Here is a 15,304-nt window from a genome sequence, read left to right on the forward strand (position 1 = left end):
CTACGCGGAGGGAGTAACTACGGTTGGCTGCTGGCAGCTATCCTCATGCGACTTTACGCGCTTTAGATCGGCAACGAACTGCGCCTGCCAGTTATCAATATCATTATTCTCGATCGCCTTGAGCATTTTGCCATGGCGAATAATTCGCTCCGCAAGCGGCATAGTCAGAGCGCGGTCCAGCGCCGCCGCCACTTCATCGCGATCGTAAGGGTTGACGATGAGCGCGGAAGTCAGTTCATTCGCCGCGCCAGCGAACTGCGATAGCACCAACACCCCAGGGTTTTCAGGGTCCTGCGCGGCGACAAACTCCTTGGCCACGAGGTTCATGCCATCGCGTAGCGGCGTGACCAGCCCCACATCCGAATAACGAAATACCTTCATGAGTAGTTTGCGATCGAAGTGCTGATTCAAATAATACAGCGGCGTCCACCCCAGTTGACCATAGTGGCCGTTGATTCGCCCGGCGGCCGTTTCCAGTTGATGGCGGATATCCTGATAAGCCTGAACATCGCCCCGCGAAGTGGGCGCTATCTGGGTATAGCGAATTTTTCCACGATGCTGCGGGTAGTTTTCCAGCAGCGCCTCGTAAGCCTGAAAACGCTCCGGCAGCCCCTTGGAGTAATCCAGGCGCTCAACGGAAAAAATATTCTTAACTCCTTTTAGTTCAGCTTTCAATTGAGCCAACTTCGGCGGCAGCGGCCCGCTGGCGCTGCGCGCGACTTCCTGAGGTTCGATGCTTATCGGATAGACGGCAGTACGGAACGTCTTACCCCAGGCACGGTATTGCTGGTGACCCACTTCGCACAAGGTCGTTTGTTGGGCGACGCAATCAACAAATGCCTGCCGGTCGTTTTCGGTCTGAAAGCCGAGTAAATCATAATCACAAAGCTGTTCAAGAAGCTCCGCATGTGGAGGTAAAGCGTTGAATATTTCAGGCGTCGGAAACGGAATATGCAGGAAGAAACCGATGCGGTTTTTGACGCCGTTTTTGCGTAATTCACTGGCAAATGGCAATAGGTGATAATCATGAACCCAAATCATATCGTCGTCGGCTAGCAGCGGCAGCAGTTTTTGCGCCACGGCGGCGTTAACGCGCAGATACCCCTCCCACGCCGGACGCTGAAAATTGACTAAGTCGAGACGATAGTGAAACGCGGGCCATAGCACCGCATTGGAAAACTGATTGTAGTAGAGCTCGTGATCTTCTTCGCTAAGGTTGAATGAGGCCCAGGAAATATCCCCTTTACTCACCTTCTTCAACGGCTGGCTATCATCGCCGATCTCCCCACTCCAGCCAAACCACGTGCCGCCGCTCGCCTTCAGCGCACCTAAAATACCCACCGCCAGGCCGCCAGCGCTGGCCTTTTTATCATTCGGCGTTGCAATACGGTTAGATACTACGACTAAACGACCCATGGTCATCCCTCCCGTTAGTGAATACATCCAGGCATTGCGTATTGTCGACGACGTGACGTAACCACTGATGTACGGCGGCAACATTTGCCAGCCGCCAGCGCGCCTGTGTGTCGCCTTGTCCAACTTTTATCGATACTCCGCCTAATTGATTAACCATAGTAAAACCCGCCTCATCAGTCAGGTCATCGCCGATAAATACCGGCTTTCGTCCCGCAAAAGGCGCTTCCCGCATAAACGCGGCAATCGCTTCACCTTTGTTAATCCCGCGCGGTTTGATCTCAACGACACACTTCCCTTGCTGAATGGCCAGAATCGGATAACGCTGCACGATATCCTGCGCCAATGCCAGGATGGCGCTCTGGTGTTGTGGCGCCTGGCGATAGTGCAGCGCAAAAGCGATGCCTTTATCTTCCAGTTCACTGCCAGGCAGCGCCTGTAGCGCCGAAGTTAATGCTTCGCCGACCTCACGGCTCAGCGCCGGCGGTAGTGATACATCATGTCTTTTTCCATTGATATCGCGGCGTTCAGCCCCGTGGACGCCGGCAAGCGGCAATCGCCAGTGACGGGTAAGTGCGTCGAGCTCTGCGAGTGAGCGCCCTGAAATCAATGCCACAGCATCATGTTGCTGCTGTGCCAGTAATCGCAACATCTGAAGGACGTCTTCGGGGATAACAACCTGATCGGGATGAGGTTTGATATCGGCAAGCGTGCCGTCAAGATCCAGAAAAAATGCGTGGTTTCCGGTTAGCTCAGGCGGTACAGATATCTGGTCAGCCACCCTGTATTCCTCCTTATCATGGCCAGCATTACGCTGGTTGTTAACTAATTGTTAGCCATGTAAGTATAGACAGTGTGACCAGCCTCGCCATTTTTGATAGTCACCGCCAGCGCAGCGGGCGCTGGCGGGACATTATGAGTAGACTTAAAAGTTGCGCTCAATTAATGCGAACGTTTCGCTTTTTGCTTGTAACGGTCGAAGATAACCGCCGCCAACAATATCACCCCGCGGACCACATATTGCGAGAATGGCGAGATGTTCAGCAGGTTCATCGCATTCTCTACGGTACCCAGAATCAGGATCCCGGCCACCACATAAGAGATCTTACCGATCCCGCCTTTTAGCGATACGCCACCCAGTACACATGCCGAGATCACAATCAGTTCATAACCAATTGAGGTCATAGGCTGACCACTGGTCATGCGCGAAGCCAAAATGATCCCCGCAGCCGCCGATACCAGACCTGAAAGAACGAAGATGATAATCTTGGTACGAACCACCGGTACCCCTGCCAGACGCGCAGCCTCCTCATTGCCTCCTATTGCCAGAGTATTGCGGCCAAAGGTGGTTTTATTCAGCAGCAGTCCAAAGACGATCAGGCAGGCAACCGTCAGCCAGATAGGCGCCGGCAAACCTAACCAGTTGGCATAGCCCAGGGTGAAGAAACGTTCATCCTCAATGCCAACCGCTTTACCATCGGAAATAATATAGGCTAGCCCGCGGACAATTTGCATGGTGGCCAGGGTCGTGATTAGCGCGTTGATCTTCAAACGTGCAATAACAAAACCATTCACCAGCCCGCTGACCGCCCCTAATAGTAATCCTGCGGCAATACCAATCCACAGGCTTTCGGTGAGATTAATCACCACCGCTGTTGTCACACCGGCGCAGGCAATCACAGAAGCAACTGACAAATCAAAATCGCCTGAAGCCAGGCAGAACAGCATTCCGCAGGCGACCATTCCCGACATGGAAATCGCCAGCCCCAACCCTTTCATGTTGACGAAAGAAGCAAAATTGGGAACAAAGATCACGCAGCCGATGAATAACACGGCGAAGACCACCAGCATACCAAACTGATCCCAGATTCGGCCGAAACTGAAAGAGGATCGGGCAGCGCTGGGTGTAGTTACAGATGACATCATTCACTCCTTACTCAGGCTACGGCCTGGCTGACTTTAGGCATTGCAAGGCTCAGCGCCTGCTGTTCATTCGCGTCTTCATGCAGCAATTCACCGGCCACTTCACCTTCGCGCATGACGACGATGCGGTCGGCGACGCCGAGCACTTCTGGCAGGTCGCTGGAGGCAAAAACGACCGCCACGCCAGAAGCCGCCAGCGCATAGATAACGTTGTAGATTTCATGCTTTGCGCCAACATCAATGCCGCGGGTCGGTTCATCAAGCAGGATGACCTTCATCTCTTCCGACAACCAGCGACCAAGAATAGCCTTCTGCTGATTACCACCGGAGAGATTCATAATTAACTGCTCAGCTCCTGGGGTTTTGATATTGAGCGATTTGATATGTTGTTCGGCATTACTCGCTTCCCAGGCATTGTTAATCAGGCAGCCGGCATGAATATGCTTACGCCGGGCGCTGATATTGATGTTGTCGCGCACCGAATGTACCGGAATGATGCCCTCGGCTTTGCGATCCTCCGGACACAGCATCATTCCCGCCTGAATCGCCTGCGCGGGTTTGCGAATATTTATCGCCTGACCATCGATATAGACCTGACCGCCGGTAATTCTGCTGCCGCCAAACAGCCCCTTCATTAATTCGCTGCGTCCGGCGCCGACCAGACCAAACAGGCCGACAATTTCACCGCTGCGTACCGATAAACTGATTGGCATTCTGACGCCCGGCGCTTTAACCTCTTCGAGCCGCAACCGCTCACTGCCATATTCACGCGCTTTCCAGCCGTAGATATCGCCAAGATTACGACCCACCATCGCTTGCACGAGCGCGTCGTGGTCCACCAGCCGCATGTCATCGAAGGTACGCACGTAGCGGCCATCTTTAAACACGGTAATGGCATCGCTGAGAGCGAAAATTTCCTCCATACGGTGTGAGACATAAATAATCACTCGCCCTTCTTCACGTAGCTCGCGAATGACGCGAAAAAGGTTGTCGATTTCCCGTGCGGAGAGTGAACTGGTAGGCTCATCAAACGCGATGATCTTCGCGTTACGCGCCAGCGCCTTGGCAATTTCCACCATCTGCCACTGGCCGATCGACAAATACTTCAGCGGCGTTTCCGGGTCGATATCCAACCCCAGATGTTCTAACTGCAGCCGCGCTTCATAATTCAATAAAGACCGGTTCACAATGCCGCCTTTATGCGGCAACTGACCAAGATAGATATTTTCGGCAACGGTCATTTCCGGGATAAGATGCAGTTCCTGATAAATAATCGCCACGCCGGCATTTAGCGCCGCGGTGGTATTACTAAATGCCATCTGCTGACCATCAATTTGCAGATACCCGGCAGTCGGAATGTAGTTACCGCTGAGAATTTTTAAGAGGGTGGACTTCCCGGCGCCGTTTTCACCCATCAGCGCGTGGATCTGCCCGCGATAGCAGTCAAAGCTGATATCAGACAGCGCTTTAACGCCCGGGAACGTCATGGTGATGCCGCGAAATGAGAGATAAGGGGTAGATTGTTGCATAACGACTCCGCTCTACTACGCATAACCTCCCGCCAGGGCGGGAGGCGGAATGAACCCGGCCTTACAGCCCTTTCTTCGCCAATTCTTGCTTAAAGTTATCGCGGGTAATCAGCACCACGTCGGTCACGGCGGTAAATTTCGGCGGCTCGGTCCCTTTGGTCACCCAGTTGTAGAGCATCTCACTGGTTTTATAGCCATGAATGTCCGGGCTTGGCAGCAAAGAGCCATAGAACCCCGTCGGCTGGGCTTTCGAAAGTTCGTTCACCGCGTCAACGCCGTTAATGCCGATACCGATAACATCCGGCGCTTTAAAGCCCTGGCCTTCAGTCGCACGTACGCCACCCAACACGGTGTTATCGTTCATGCCAACAATTAACCAGTGTTTGACCTGAGGGTGCTGAACCAACATGGAGTTGCCCGCATCGAAAGCCCCTGGGATATCATTAGATTTGGTTGGCACGCGATAGATCTGTTTTTCCGGGAAACCCGCAGCTTTCAGCGCGTCGATCGAACCGGTAGTACGGCGGCGGGCGGTATCCAGTTCATCGGCGGTAATCGCCATCACGCCGGTATCTTTCACGTCCCAGCCGCGTTTTTGCATCTCTTTATACAATTCCTGCCCCTGACGAGCGCCGATTTCGCTGGCGGCCATCATGACCAGCGGCACGCTCTCCATCGGCTTACCTTTGGCATTAACAAACTGATCGTCGACGGTGATAACTTTCATGTCATAGCCGCGCGCCTTGGCAACAATCGCCGACCCCAGTTTTGGGTCCGGCGTGCAGATGACAAATCCCTTCGCGCCGCTGGCGGCGAGGCTGTCGATCGCATTAAGCGTTTTTTCGCCATCCGGTACCGCGATTTTAATGACATCAAAGCCCAGGTCCTTGCCGGCTTTATCAGCAAATTTCCACTCGGTCTGGAACCAGGGTTCCTCTGGTTGCTTCACCAGAAAACCGAGCTTGAGGTTTTCAGCCATAGCTGATTGTGACATAACCGCCGCGAGGCCAATGGCCGCCAGCGCTTTAGTAAATTTGTGCATGGTAAACTCCAGCTTTATTTCGCTTTTCTGTAGGGAAAAATCGGACTTAAATTTTTTATCGGTCTTAAAACAAGGCATTAGAAAAAACGCAATCAACATTGCCGTTGTTAAAATAGTTTTAACTGGAAATTATTTATCCATACGAGAGCGTCATCACACCGCAGAATTACAGTAATTGCGTACATAAATTCAGCAAAAAATGACATAAAAAAAACGCTAATTGTCAGACAATTAGCGTCATGCGTGACATAATAATCCATATCATCAGCAGACTTATCCTTGTGGCTGCGTCGACGCTATCCCAGGCGACTCTGGCCTTCTATTCTCAGCCAGCATAGACGTTATTCTTCTACCCCTTACAAAAACGATCTATCACAAATTCATTCTCATCTCGCTATTTTCGAATAATGAATAAGCTATGATCGATATATGAAATTATCGTTAAATCAACTTTATTAATACAAATTAACTAGCTCTACGAACAATTAAACATAAGCATTTAAATTCAGATGGTTACAATACAATAATTACAAAAAACCAATTTAAACAATCGCTAAGCTGATGTTGTAACAAATCGTAAATTACCTGTATTGAGAGTTTCCTTATTCAATATACAAGGGTATTCTTAATGTGTCGGCAGAAACAAATAAATGGTTAAGTGCAAATGGAAAGCACCGTATTTATTTCCTGCCCATTGCATTGCGCCTGCTGTATTCGCCTGTGCAAGGCGATGGTAGTGCGTCATACTTCCCTTGCGGATAAATAAGGATATTGTTATGGCAGTTCCAGGAATGGTTCAGAAATTAAATACCCAGATTAATCTTGAGTTTCACGCCTCAAATGTTTATCTACATTTAGGCGAATGGTGCGCGCAGCAGCGCCTGAACGGTACCGCAACCTTCTTACGTACCCGTGCGCAATCCAGCGTGACGTTAATGATGCAGGTTTTTGACTATATGAAAAAGGCCGGGGCCTGGCCAATAGTGAAAGCCGATGAAAGCTATCCCCCACAATGCTCAACGCTTGAAGAAGTGTTTGCCAAAACCCTTGAAGAGTATCAGCAACGTAGCAACATGCTGTCCGGTCTGGCGCAGGAAGCAAAAGCGCAGCACGATGACACAACGTGGCGTTTTTTGACGCTGCTGGAGAAAGAACAGCAGCGAGATGGACTTTTATTGCAAACCGTCCTTGATGAAATACGGACTGCAGATAAAGCCGGGCTCGGTATGGAGCAAACGGACCGTCGACTTCTCAATCTCATCTCGCCTCAACACCACTAATTGAATCCGGCCGTTCCTGACTGGAACGGCCGGGCAATCAACTGCGCAGTGATAAATCTAGTGCGCTTCACCCTGCGGGGTAAACTTCAGCTCAATCAATGCAATTGCTTTTTGTACTGCGCGCAGCGTAACCGGATCCGCCGAAGCAGGGTTGCTCGCAAAATCAATCGCCTTTAACTGGGCCGCCATTTTTTCGCGCACTTCGACCGGGGCGATAACGTCAATCACATCGAGGATTTGTTTGATGACCAGCTGGCATGCAACGACATCAGATACCAGCTCATCTTGTTCAGTGAAAGGTTGAGACATTTTTTACTCCTATTTTCAGGAGCGTAATAGTAACCTAAATCGCACCAGATAAAAAAACATGTGCGGGAGCGGCGAAAAGAAAACGTACCGCAAAGATACTTATTCACTTTGCTATGGCAACGACTCAATGGGTACAACAACAATTACGCCGAAAGCAGGCGCTTTTTCCGCCCCGGCATTATTGGTGGCTGGCGCTTTCTTTATGGAGTTTCTCGATGGCACGGTCATCGCTACCGCCCTGCCTGATATGGCGAAGGATTTTGGCGTAGCGGCGGTCGCGCTCAATATCGGCATCAGCGCCTACCTGATCACCCTCGCGGTGCTGATCCCCGCCAGCGGCTGGATTGCCGACCGCTTCGGCGCGCGAAAAGTGTTTACGCTGGCACTAGCCATTTTTACCCTCGCCTCCGTTTTCTGCGGTTTATCGCGCAACATCGAAAGCTTTGTGACAATGCGCATTCTACAGGGTATCGGCGGCGCGCTAATGGTCCCCGTCGGGCGACTGGCGGTGTTGCGCGCCACGCCCAAAGATCAGCTCATCAAGGCAATAGCCACGCTGACCTGGCCGGCATTGGTCGCATCGATAATCGGCCCGCCGCTCGGGGGCTTTATTACCAGTTACGCCAGCTGGCACTGGATCTTTTTTATAAACGTGCCGCTTGGGCTACTGGCGATGGCGCTCTCGCTACGCATCATTCCCAACATCCGTGAAGAAGAACGCCGCCCCTTCGACCTCCCCGGTTTTGTGGCGACGTCATTGGCAATGATAAGTCTGGTGGCAGCGATGGAACGGCTCGGCGACCAGCAGCCACAAAGTTGGCAAACGCCGGCGCTCCTGGCGACGGGTATGGGATGTATGGCTTTTGCGCTACGTCATTTCCGCCGCGCCGCCTGGCCAATGGTACGGTTGGACGCTCTGCAGGTTCCGACTTTCCGGATAACCATGTACGGCGGTTCACTGTTTCGCGCCTCGATAAGCGCAGTCCCGTTTCTGCTTCCGCTATTATTCCAGGTAGGGTTCGGTATGGATGCTTTTCATTCCGGGCTACTGGTGCTGGCCGTTTTCGTCGGCAATCTCACTATCAAGCCCGCAACCACGCCGCTCATCCGCTGGTTGGGTTTTCGCCGCTTATTGCTGATTAACGGTGCGCTGAATGTCGCCTCGCTACTTGCCTACGCGCTGTTAACGCCGCAAACGCCAGTATGGCTGATAATGTTGATCCTCTATCTTGGCGGGGTGTTCCGTTCCATCCAATTTACCGGCGTCAGTACGCTCGCTTTTGCCGACGTTCCTTCCGCTCAGATGAGTTATGCCAATACGCTGTTCAGCACCGCTTCACAGCTGGCGGTTGGGCTAGGTATCACTCTCGGCGCCATCGGCATCCGCATCGGTGAACAGTTGAGCGAGTGGTTTAACCTGACGACTCTACCGGGAATTGATTTCCGTATGGCGTTTGTCTTTATTGCGCTGATTTGTTTGGTAGGGATGGTTGATACGTTGCACCTTACGCGAGATGCTGGCAGCACGGTATCCAGCAAAGAAAAACCATAGCAAACAGACCTGCACATGGATGCAGGCCTGTTTGAAAAGCCCTATCAACCAATAATCTGGCGGACAAAAGCTTCGATTTCTTTATCCTGGCAGTTTTCGAAGAAGCATTGCTGGAACCGCGGCCCGGAAACGGCGGTTTTTACCAGTTCCGGATCGATCGCCCGCAGGGTATCAAGATAATTTTCTTTCACCACCGCCGCTTTCACTGTGTTGAGGATGCCCGCGTTGCGTACCTGCGGTTCTTTGCGCTCAGGCGGATAACCTTCGCCATTGCGGCCCGTAAAGGCCTTCTCGAAGATAAAGCGCACGTTCAACTCCGCCCCCCAGCCAAAGCCTTTAGCAAAAGGCAGCGACAACGCGTTACCGTTGTTGATTTGGGCAAACAGGAAGGCATCCGCAGGGTCAATACAATAACCACAGACCACCCCTGGATGAATATTCAATGACATCAACGCGCCCTGGCCTGTGCCGCAACCGGTCACCACGAAATCGACCGCTTTAGCGTTCAGCAGGATGCTGGCCATGATCCCCAGATGAATGTAGGTCAGATGATGGTCCTGTTCATCACTCATTCCCACGTTGTAAACCGGAAAGCCTTTCTCATCAGCAACGGTTTTCAACTCCTTGAGAATGATGGCGTTTTTGCTGGCCTGGCTGTTTTCCATCATCAGTGCGATTTTCATGCTTCACTCTCCTGAAAGCTGTGCGGGAGCGGCCCGCGAGTTCGTTAGCGTTATCAGGACTCTACTACTTCATAAATGCATTTTCAAACTATATGAAAAGCCGTTTTATAAATTACGTAGCGCTTCACACTTTAAGATCCGAGGCCCACGTACCGCCACCTTTGCCTCTGCGCCTAACGATGAGTATGTTGTCGTTGGGCTATCACTGACGGAATAATTATTAAATTAAAAGCATTCTCATCCTTTAATATATTGCCAATGCGTTTTATTCCCATTTGCATTTTTAATAATTAAATTTTTTAATTTACTTTTTGCAAATAAATAACTAACAAATTATAGTGGCGCCACACTATGTTTTATTCTTTATTTCCGGAGTGGACGCCATGCTGAAAGCAGAAATGATCGAAAAACTTAATGAGCAAATGAATCTTGAGCTTTATTCTTCTTTGCTTTATCAGCAGATGAGCGCATGGTGCAGCTACCATAGCTTTGAAGGCGCCGCCGCGTTTCTCCGCCGCCACGCGCAGGAAGAAATGACGCACATGCAGCGCCTGTTTGACTATTTGACCGATACCGGTAGCCTGCCGCGCATTAATGCCATTAGCTCGCCGTTTGCCGAATATACTTCACTGGATGAACTGTTCCGCCAGACCTATGAACATGAACAGTTAATTACGCAAAAAATTAATGAACTGGCGCATGCGGCGATGACCAATCAGGATTACCCGACCTTTAATTTCCTGCAATGGTATGTTGCTGAGCAGCATGAAGAAGAGAAATTATTCAAATCTGTTATTGATAAACTGACTCTTGCCGGTAAGAGCGGTGAAGGCTTGTACTTTATCGATAAAGAACTGGCAACCCTCGATACACAAAACTAATTCCCGCTGCGGCGGCTGCTGGCCGCCGCGTGTTCAATGACGGCAGATTTTACTTTCGCTGGTATTGAAGCCCTCTTCCACCGCAATAAATTTACCTTTCCGCTGCAAAAAAGCCACCAGTTGCGCCGCATCCAGACCCTGCGCCGAACAGGTGTGAAAGCGCGCATTAATACCAAATTGCGTCTTAATTGCCGCTTCGAGACTGGCAACGCTGTACGATTCGCCCGATGCGATCATCATCTGTAATACTTCATGACCGTGAATAGATGACATAGCTCCTCCTGTAAAACGTGCAGCATATATCAGCCTGCGCCTGGCGGCTTTGCGCCAGCGCAGTGTTTTCTGCCCGTCAGAAATGTAAAGTTTTAATTACACACAATGTAACCTTCATTTGACGAAATCACTCATTTCACATACTCTGCGCGGCATAATTATTTGTCCATTCATTCACAGATAGAGAAAAGCGTGAAGAACCGCACTCTGGGTAGTATTTTAATCGTTGCCGGCACCACAATTGGCGCCGGTATGTTGGCGATGCCGCTCGCTTCGGCGGGAGTGGGTTTTGGCGTCACCCTGATATTACTGATCGCGCTGTGGGCACTGATGTGCTATACCGCCCTGCTGCTGCTGGAAGTCTATCAACATGTCCCTGCGGATATGGGGTTAGGCTCACTGGCGGCACGCTATCTCGGCCGCTACGGCCAATGGGTCACCGGTTTCTGTATGCTATTTCTGATGTATGCGCTAACAGCGGCCTACATCAGCGGCGCCGGGGAACTACTGGCCTCTAGTCTGAATCAGTGGCTAAACTGGAGCCTGCCGCCTTCTGCTGGCGTATTGCTCTTTACCGGCATTGGCGGCGCGGTGGTGTGCATCGGGACCTCGCTGGTCGATCTGTTTAACCGCTTTTTATTTAGCGCAAAAATTATCTTCCTTGCGGTGATGCTGGTGCTGCTGCTGCCGCATATTCACCAGATAAATCTCCTGACCCTGCCGTTACAGCAAGGCCTGGCGCTGTCCGCTATACCGGTGATTTTCACCTCGTTTGGTTTTCATGGCAGTATTCCAAGCATCGTTAGCTATCTGAATGGCGATATTCGTAAGCTGCGCCGCGTCTTTATCATCGGTAGCTTTATTCCGCTGGTCGCCTATATTTTCTGGCAACTCGCCACGCTTGGCAGCATCGACTCTCCGGCTTTTACCGCCGTGCTGGCGAAGAATTCCGGCCTGAACGGCCTGCTGGCAGCAATCCGCGACGTTGTCGCCTCGCCGCATGTAGAAGTGGCGGTACATCTGTTTGCCGACTTCGCGTTGGCCACGTCTTTCCTCGGCGTCGCATTGGGTTTGTTTGATTACCTGGCAGATTTGTTCCAGCGTAAAAACACGCCTGCAGGACGTATTCAGAGCGGCATCATCACTTTTCTGCCGCCGCTGGCGTTCGCCCTGTTTTATCCGCAAGGTTTCGTGATGGCGCTGGGATACGCCGGCGTGGCGCTCGCCGTACTGGCGCTGATGCTGCCATCATTGCTGGTGATGAAGAGCCGTAGACTGCACCCGAAGGCGACATGGCGTGTACCCGGCGGCTCGATAGCGCTGTGGCTGGTGTTGAGCTGTGGAGTGGCGATTGTGGTCATTCAATTCTGTATTGTGGCGGGATTATTACCCGCAGTCGGATAAACAACAGGGGCCATTTGGCCCCTGTTGTTATTTAGCTAAGCAACACTGCTTATACTTTTTGCCGCTACCGCAGGGACAAGGATCATTACGCCCCACCTTGGTCTCATTTCTTACCGGTTGCTGCACGGCCGTCGGCTGAGCGTTTTCCATCCAGTAATGATATAAAGCCAGCGCCGCGGGCTTAATACTATCAATGCTTTCGACAAATTCGTCAGCCGTCAGCGTATCGAGCGCTTCGAAGCGTTCTTCCGTTCCGTGTAGCGCAATGGCATCAAGCTGCGGCTGCAGTTCAGCGGGTAACGTCGACCAATCACTGAGAGCAACGCCACGCATGTAGCCGAAGCACCACTCTTCAACAATAGTCAGCTCCTGCCCTTCAAACTCACGGGTGCCGAACAGGGGATCAAACTGCTCCGGATAGTCAGCCAGGCGTTCGGCGATGTCGCTCATATGCTGCAGGGTCAGGTTGACGAAACGGTCGCGCTCGCGATCGTTAGCCCAGCGCGGTACGTTATCCGCTCCGCCCCAGATAGCCAGCAGCCACTGCGCTGGTTCGATTTCGCTCGGTCCGGATAAGATAGCCGTCAGCAGACCATCAAGTTCAGAGACATCAAGGATGGCGCCTTCGGTGGCATATTTCGACAGGATCTCATCCAGCCACTCGAGTTCGCTTTCGTTCAGGGGTCCGGTTTTCATTAACAGGCTCATGATGGTAGAAAAATGGCGCTTACAGTAGCGAAAACGGGAGGAGAAAACCACCCGCTCTCACTATCACAGGTGAATTTATTAACGCCGGGCAGGCCCGGCGGCGAATCAGTTACATATCTTTAATGATATTAGCACGCATCACTTCGTATTCACTTGCGCTAATGACGCCGTCATCAAGCATTTTCTTAGCTTGCACCAGCCGATCTCTAACATCATCCGCGGCAGAACTCTTACCCATCGTGTTACCACCGACATTGTCGTCGTTCTGTTCATCGCCAAAGCGGTTGCTGCCAATGGTGCCACGGGTGAAAATCATCCAAATCGACATCACCAATGCGGCCAGGCCGCCCAGCGCAATCACCCATACCCATACTGCGGCTCTACCCTCTTCGACGGTGGCGGCAATACCAATCAGGCCGATTAGCATAATGCCGTACGGCGCCAGCAACCACCAACCGGACTTATTGAGATCGTGCAGACGGCGCACCGCAACCGCGATCCCCGGAATGATAATGATTAACCCGAAGATACCGCCAACGACAGGAATCAATCCCAGGATCGCGGACAAAATAAAGTTAGCAATGGTAAAAACCACATATTCCTGGCGCGCGGAGCGGCCGCGGAACGTAGCGTATTTTCGAAAACAGTTCCCGTAGCTTTCAAGCAACGTGGCCATAAGATCCCTCATATATAATTATCATTGCCATTAAGGCTTCACATACCCAAAAGATATCAATACAGCGTTAACATTAACGCCAGTGATATATTACCTTAAATAGTTTGTGAATTTCCTGATAAAAATAGGTAAGGGAAACGCGGTTAACTTCAGCGTAGACCCAGCTTATCCATAACCGATTTAACTTCGTTAATGGCCTCCGCGGAGAGTGGGACCAAAGGTCGTGGTAAACACTCTACTTCGGTCAGTTCGAGAATAGAGGCGGCGGCGGCAATCACTTTCAGACTGCCGTGCAGTCTAAACAATGCCCATAATGGCTCCAGACGCTCGCTTAATACCGATGCCAGCTGCCGATCGCCGCTCAGCGCTGCCGCGGTAATATTTTGGGCAATTTCCGGGAACAGGCCACCGCAAACTGAATACCACAAGTTACAGCCGGCGTTTAACCCTGCGGCGGCAAAAGCGTCGCCGCTGACGCCAATACTGACTCGCTGCGGCACGAGCTGACGAAGCGTAGCGACTCTGACACCAACCTGATCATCCGGCAAACCGGGGATCTTTATTGATGCAATATTAGCTAACGAGGCAATACGCTCAACAAGCGCATCAGAAAAGATCCTGTGGGTGGTACGCGGGTTATCATAAATGCAAATGGGTACCGACACATGGCGATCAACCGTCTGGAACAGGGTGAACACCTCGTCATCCGCCAGAGGCTGGTAATTCAACACCGGTAGCAGCAACGCGTCCGCCCCCGCCTGCTGAGCATCCTCTGCAAGACGTAAAATAGTATCCGTCGCCATCGCACCTATCCCGACCATCATCGGGATCCCTTGCGTATGCTGCTTTGCCGCCAACACAACCGTTTTGCGCTGCTCGCGGTTCAAATAGGCATAGCTGCCGGTCGAGCCCAGGATGCCCAGAGAATCAACTCGCGCCGAAACCAGACGATCGATAATTTTTATCAGCGCGCGGCTATCTACTTCATTGTCGCGCAGCGGCGTCAGTGGAAAAGCACACAATCCGGTAAACATATTTCCCCTACTCCTGTTGCCTGGTTCGAAAATCCCATTAAGCGTAGCAAGCACCGCAGATTTTGTCATAGGACAAATAACGCTATAGCGCTGTGAGTCTATCTCAGCGGGTGGGGGAGGATGTCAGAAATGATGTCAGGAAATGACGCTTCGGAAATGAAAAAACCACCCGGAGGTGGTTTCACGACACTGCTTATTGCTTTGATTATTCTACTTTATCCCAATGGTACCCGGAGTGGGACTTGAACCCACACAGCGCGAACGCCGAGGGATTTTAAATCCCTTGTGTCTACCGATTCCACCATCCGGGCTCGGGATATAAAGTGGAGGCGCGTTCCGGAGTCGAACCGGACTAGACGGATTTGCAATCCGCTACATAACCGCTTTGCTAACGCGCCTTTAATACTTAAACACCCGCTACTGCCGATGCTTTTAATTTGGAGCGGGAAACGAGACTCGAACTCGCGACCCCGACCTTGGCAAGGTCGTGCTCTACCAACTGAGCTATTCCCGCATCATCAAGTAGATTAGCTAATCACTTGATTTTGTTATCGTCTGGAAGACTGTGCCGCCGTTCGATGCGTTGCATTCTACTTA

General features: G+C 51.5%; 15 protein-coding genes and 3 tRNA genes. 4 read left to right on the forward strand and 14 right to left on the reverse strand.

What is annotated here, in order from left to right; translation table 11 throughout:
* The 5 genes from otsA to AC22LX_RS06680 all read right to left on the reverse strand — a co-directional run bounded on the left by otsA (window position 1) and on the right by AC22LX_RS06680 (window position 5,907).
* Window positions 1–1,416, reverse strand: a complete 1,416-nt coding sequence (otsA, locus tag AC22LX_RS06660) for an alpha,alpha-trehalose-phosphate synthase (protein ID WP_045390293.1) — start codon at window positions 1,414–1,416, stop codon at window positions 1–3.
* Window positions 1,391–2,194, reverse strand: a complete 804-nt coding sequence (gene otsB, locus AC22LX_RS06665) for a trehalose-phosphatase (RefSeq protein WP_045390291.1) — start codon at window positions 2,192–2,194, stop codon at window positions 1,391–1,393. Before otsB ends, otsA begins: the two co-directional genes overlap by 26 nt.
* A gap of 161 nt (window positions 2,195–2,355) precedes the next feature.
* The gene (araH, locus tag AC22LX_RS06670) at window positions 2,356–3,336 is read right to left on the reverse strand and encodes an L-arabinose ABC transporter permease AraH (protein ID WP_045390289.1); all 981 of its coding nucleotides are present in this window, start codon (window positions 3,334–3,336) and stop codon (window positions 2,356–2,358) included.
* Window positions 3,337–3,350: 14 nt separating this feature from the next.
* The gene (gene araG, locus AC22LX_RS06675; protein WP_045390287.1) at window positions 3,351–4,865 is read right to left on the reverse strand and encodes an L-arabinose ABC transporter ATP-binding protein AraG; all 1,515 of its coding nucleotides are present in this window, start codon (window positions 4,863–4,865) and stop codon (window positions 3,351–3,353) included.
* 61 nt (window positions 4,866–4,926) lie between these two features.
* Complete coding sequence (locus tag AC22LX_RS06680) at window positions 4,927–5,907, reverse strand: arabinose ABC transporter substrate-binding protein (RefSeq protein WP_045390492.1); 981 nt, start codon at window positions 5,905–5,907, stop codon at window positions 4,927–4,929.
* Window positions 5,908–6,683: 776 nt separating this feature from the next.
* Here AC22LX_RS06680 and AC22LX_RS06685 point away from each other — a divergent pair.
* A complete protein-coding gene (locus AC22LX_RS06685; RefSeq protein WP_045390285.1) occupies window positions 6,684–7,187 on the forward strand; it encodes a non-heme ferritin-like protein in 504 nt (167 codons plus the stop codon).
* A 57-nt stretch (window positions 7,188–7,244) separates the two neighbouring features.
* Here the strand turns inward: AC22LX_RS06685 and AC22LX_RS06690 are convergent, their stop codons facing one another.
* Entirely contained in the window at window positions 7,245–7,496 is a 252-nt protein-coding gene (locus AC22LX_RS06690) for a DUF2766 family protein (RefSeq protein ID WP_045390283.1), read from the reverse strand.
* Window positions 7,497–7,623: 127 nt separating this feature from the next.
* On the opposite strand from AC22LX_RS06690, the gene AC22LX_RS06695 reads away from it, so the two are divergent.
* Complete coding sequence (locus tag AC22LX_RS06695) at window positions 7,624–9,048, forward strand: MFS transporter (RefSeq protein WP_487333886.1); 1,425 nt, start codon at window positions 7,624–7,626, stop codon at window positions 9,046–9,048.
* Window positions 9,049–9,092: 44 nt separating this feature from the next.
* Here AC22LX_RS06695 and AC22LX_RS06700 read toward each other — a convergent pair whose 3' ends face one another.
* Entirely contained in the window at window positions 9,093–9,731 is a 639-nt protein-coding gene (locus AC22LX_RS06700) for an RpiB/LacA/LacB family sugar-phosphate isomerase (RefSeq protein WP_045390278.1), read from the reverse strand.
* Window positions 9,732–10,114: 383 nt separating this feature from the next.
* Between AC22LX_RS06700 and ftnA the strand changes: the two genes are divergently transcribed.
* A complete protein-coding gene (gene ftnA, locus AC22LX_RS06705; RefSeq protein ID WP_045390275.1) occupies window positions 10,115–10,612 on the forward strand; it encodes a non-heme ferritin in 498 nt (165 codons plus the stop codon).
* A 33-nt stretch (window positions 10,613–10,645) separates the two neighbouring features.
* Here the strand turns inward: ftnA and AC22LX_RS06710 are convergent, their stop codons facing one another.
* Window positions 10,646–10,885 carry a YecH family metal-binding protein gene (locus tag AC22LX_RS06710; RefSeq protein ID WP_045390272.1) on the reverse strand — a complete coding sequence of 80 codons (240 nt, stop codon included), beginning with the start codon at window positions 10,883–10,885 and terminating at the stop codon, window positions 10,646–10,648.
* A 192-nt stretch (window positions 10,886–11,077) separates the two neighbouring features.
* Here AC22LX_RS06710 and tyrP point away from each other — a divergent pair, with 192 nt between their 5' ends.
* Window positions 11,078–12,289 (forward strand): tyrosine transporter TyrP, encoded by a 1,212-nt coding sequence (gene tyrP / locus AC22LX_RS06715; RefSeq protein ID WP_045390269.1) that lies wholly within the window; start codon window positions 11,078–11,080, stop codon window positions 12,287–12,289.
* Between the two features lie 27 nt (window positions 12,290–12,316).
* Here tyrP and AC22LX_RS06720 read toward each other — a convergent pair whose 3' ends face one another.
* The 6 genes from AC22LX_RS06720 to AC22LX_RS06745 form a co-directional block, all read right to left on the reverse strand.
* Window positions 12,317–12,997, reverse strand: coding sequence for a YecA/YgfB family protein (locus tag AC22LX_RS06720; RefSeq protein ID WP_413771762.1), 681 nt, complete (start codon window positions 12,995–12,997; stop codon window positions 12,317–12,319).
* Between the two features lie 109 nt (window positions 12,998–13,106).
* Complete coding sequence (locus AC22LX_RS06725) at window positions 13,107–13,673, reverse strand: DUF805 domain-containing protein (protein ID WP_063448027.1); 567 nt, start codon at window positions 13,671–13,673, stop codon at window positions 13,107–13,109.
* A 149-nt stretch (window positions 13,674–13,822) separates the two neighbouring features.
* Window positions 13,823–14,707 (reverse strand): dihydrodipicolinate synthase family protein, encoded by an 885-nt coding sequence (locus tag AC22LX_RS06730; protein WP_320482771.1) that lies wholly within the window; start codon window positions 14,705–14,707, stop codon window positions 13,823–13,825.
* A 224-nt stretch (window positions 14,708–14,931) separates the two neighbouring features.
* A tRNA-Leu gene (locus tag AC22LX_RS06735) sits at window positions 14,932–15,018 on the reverse strand.
* 13 nt (window positions 15,019–15,031) lie between these two features.
* Window positions 15,032–15,105 (reverse strand) — tRNA-Cys (locus AC22LX_RS06740).
* 40 nt (window positions 15,106–15,145) lie between these two features.
* Window positions 15,146–15,221: transfer RNA gene (locus tag AC22LX_RS06745), tRNA-Gly, on the reverse strand.
* Between the last annotated feature and the right edge of the window lie 83 nt (window positions 15,222–15,304).

The organism is Klebsiella sp. PK01 (genome assembly GCF_057624675.1).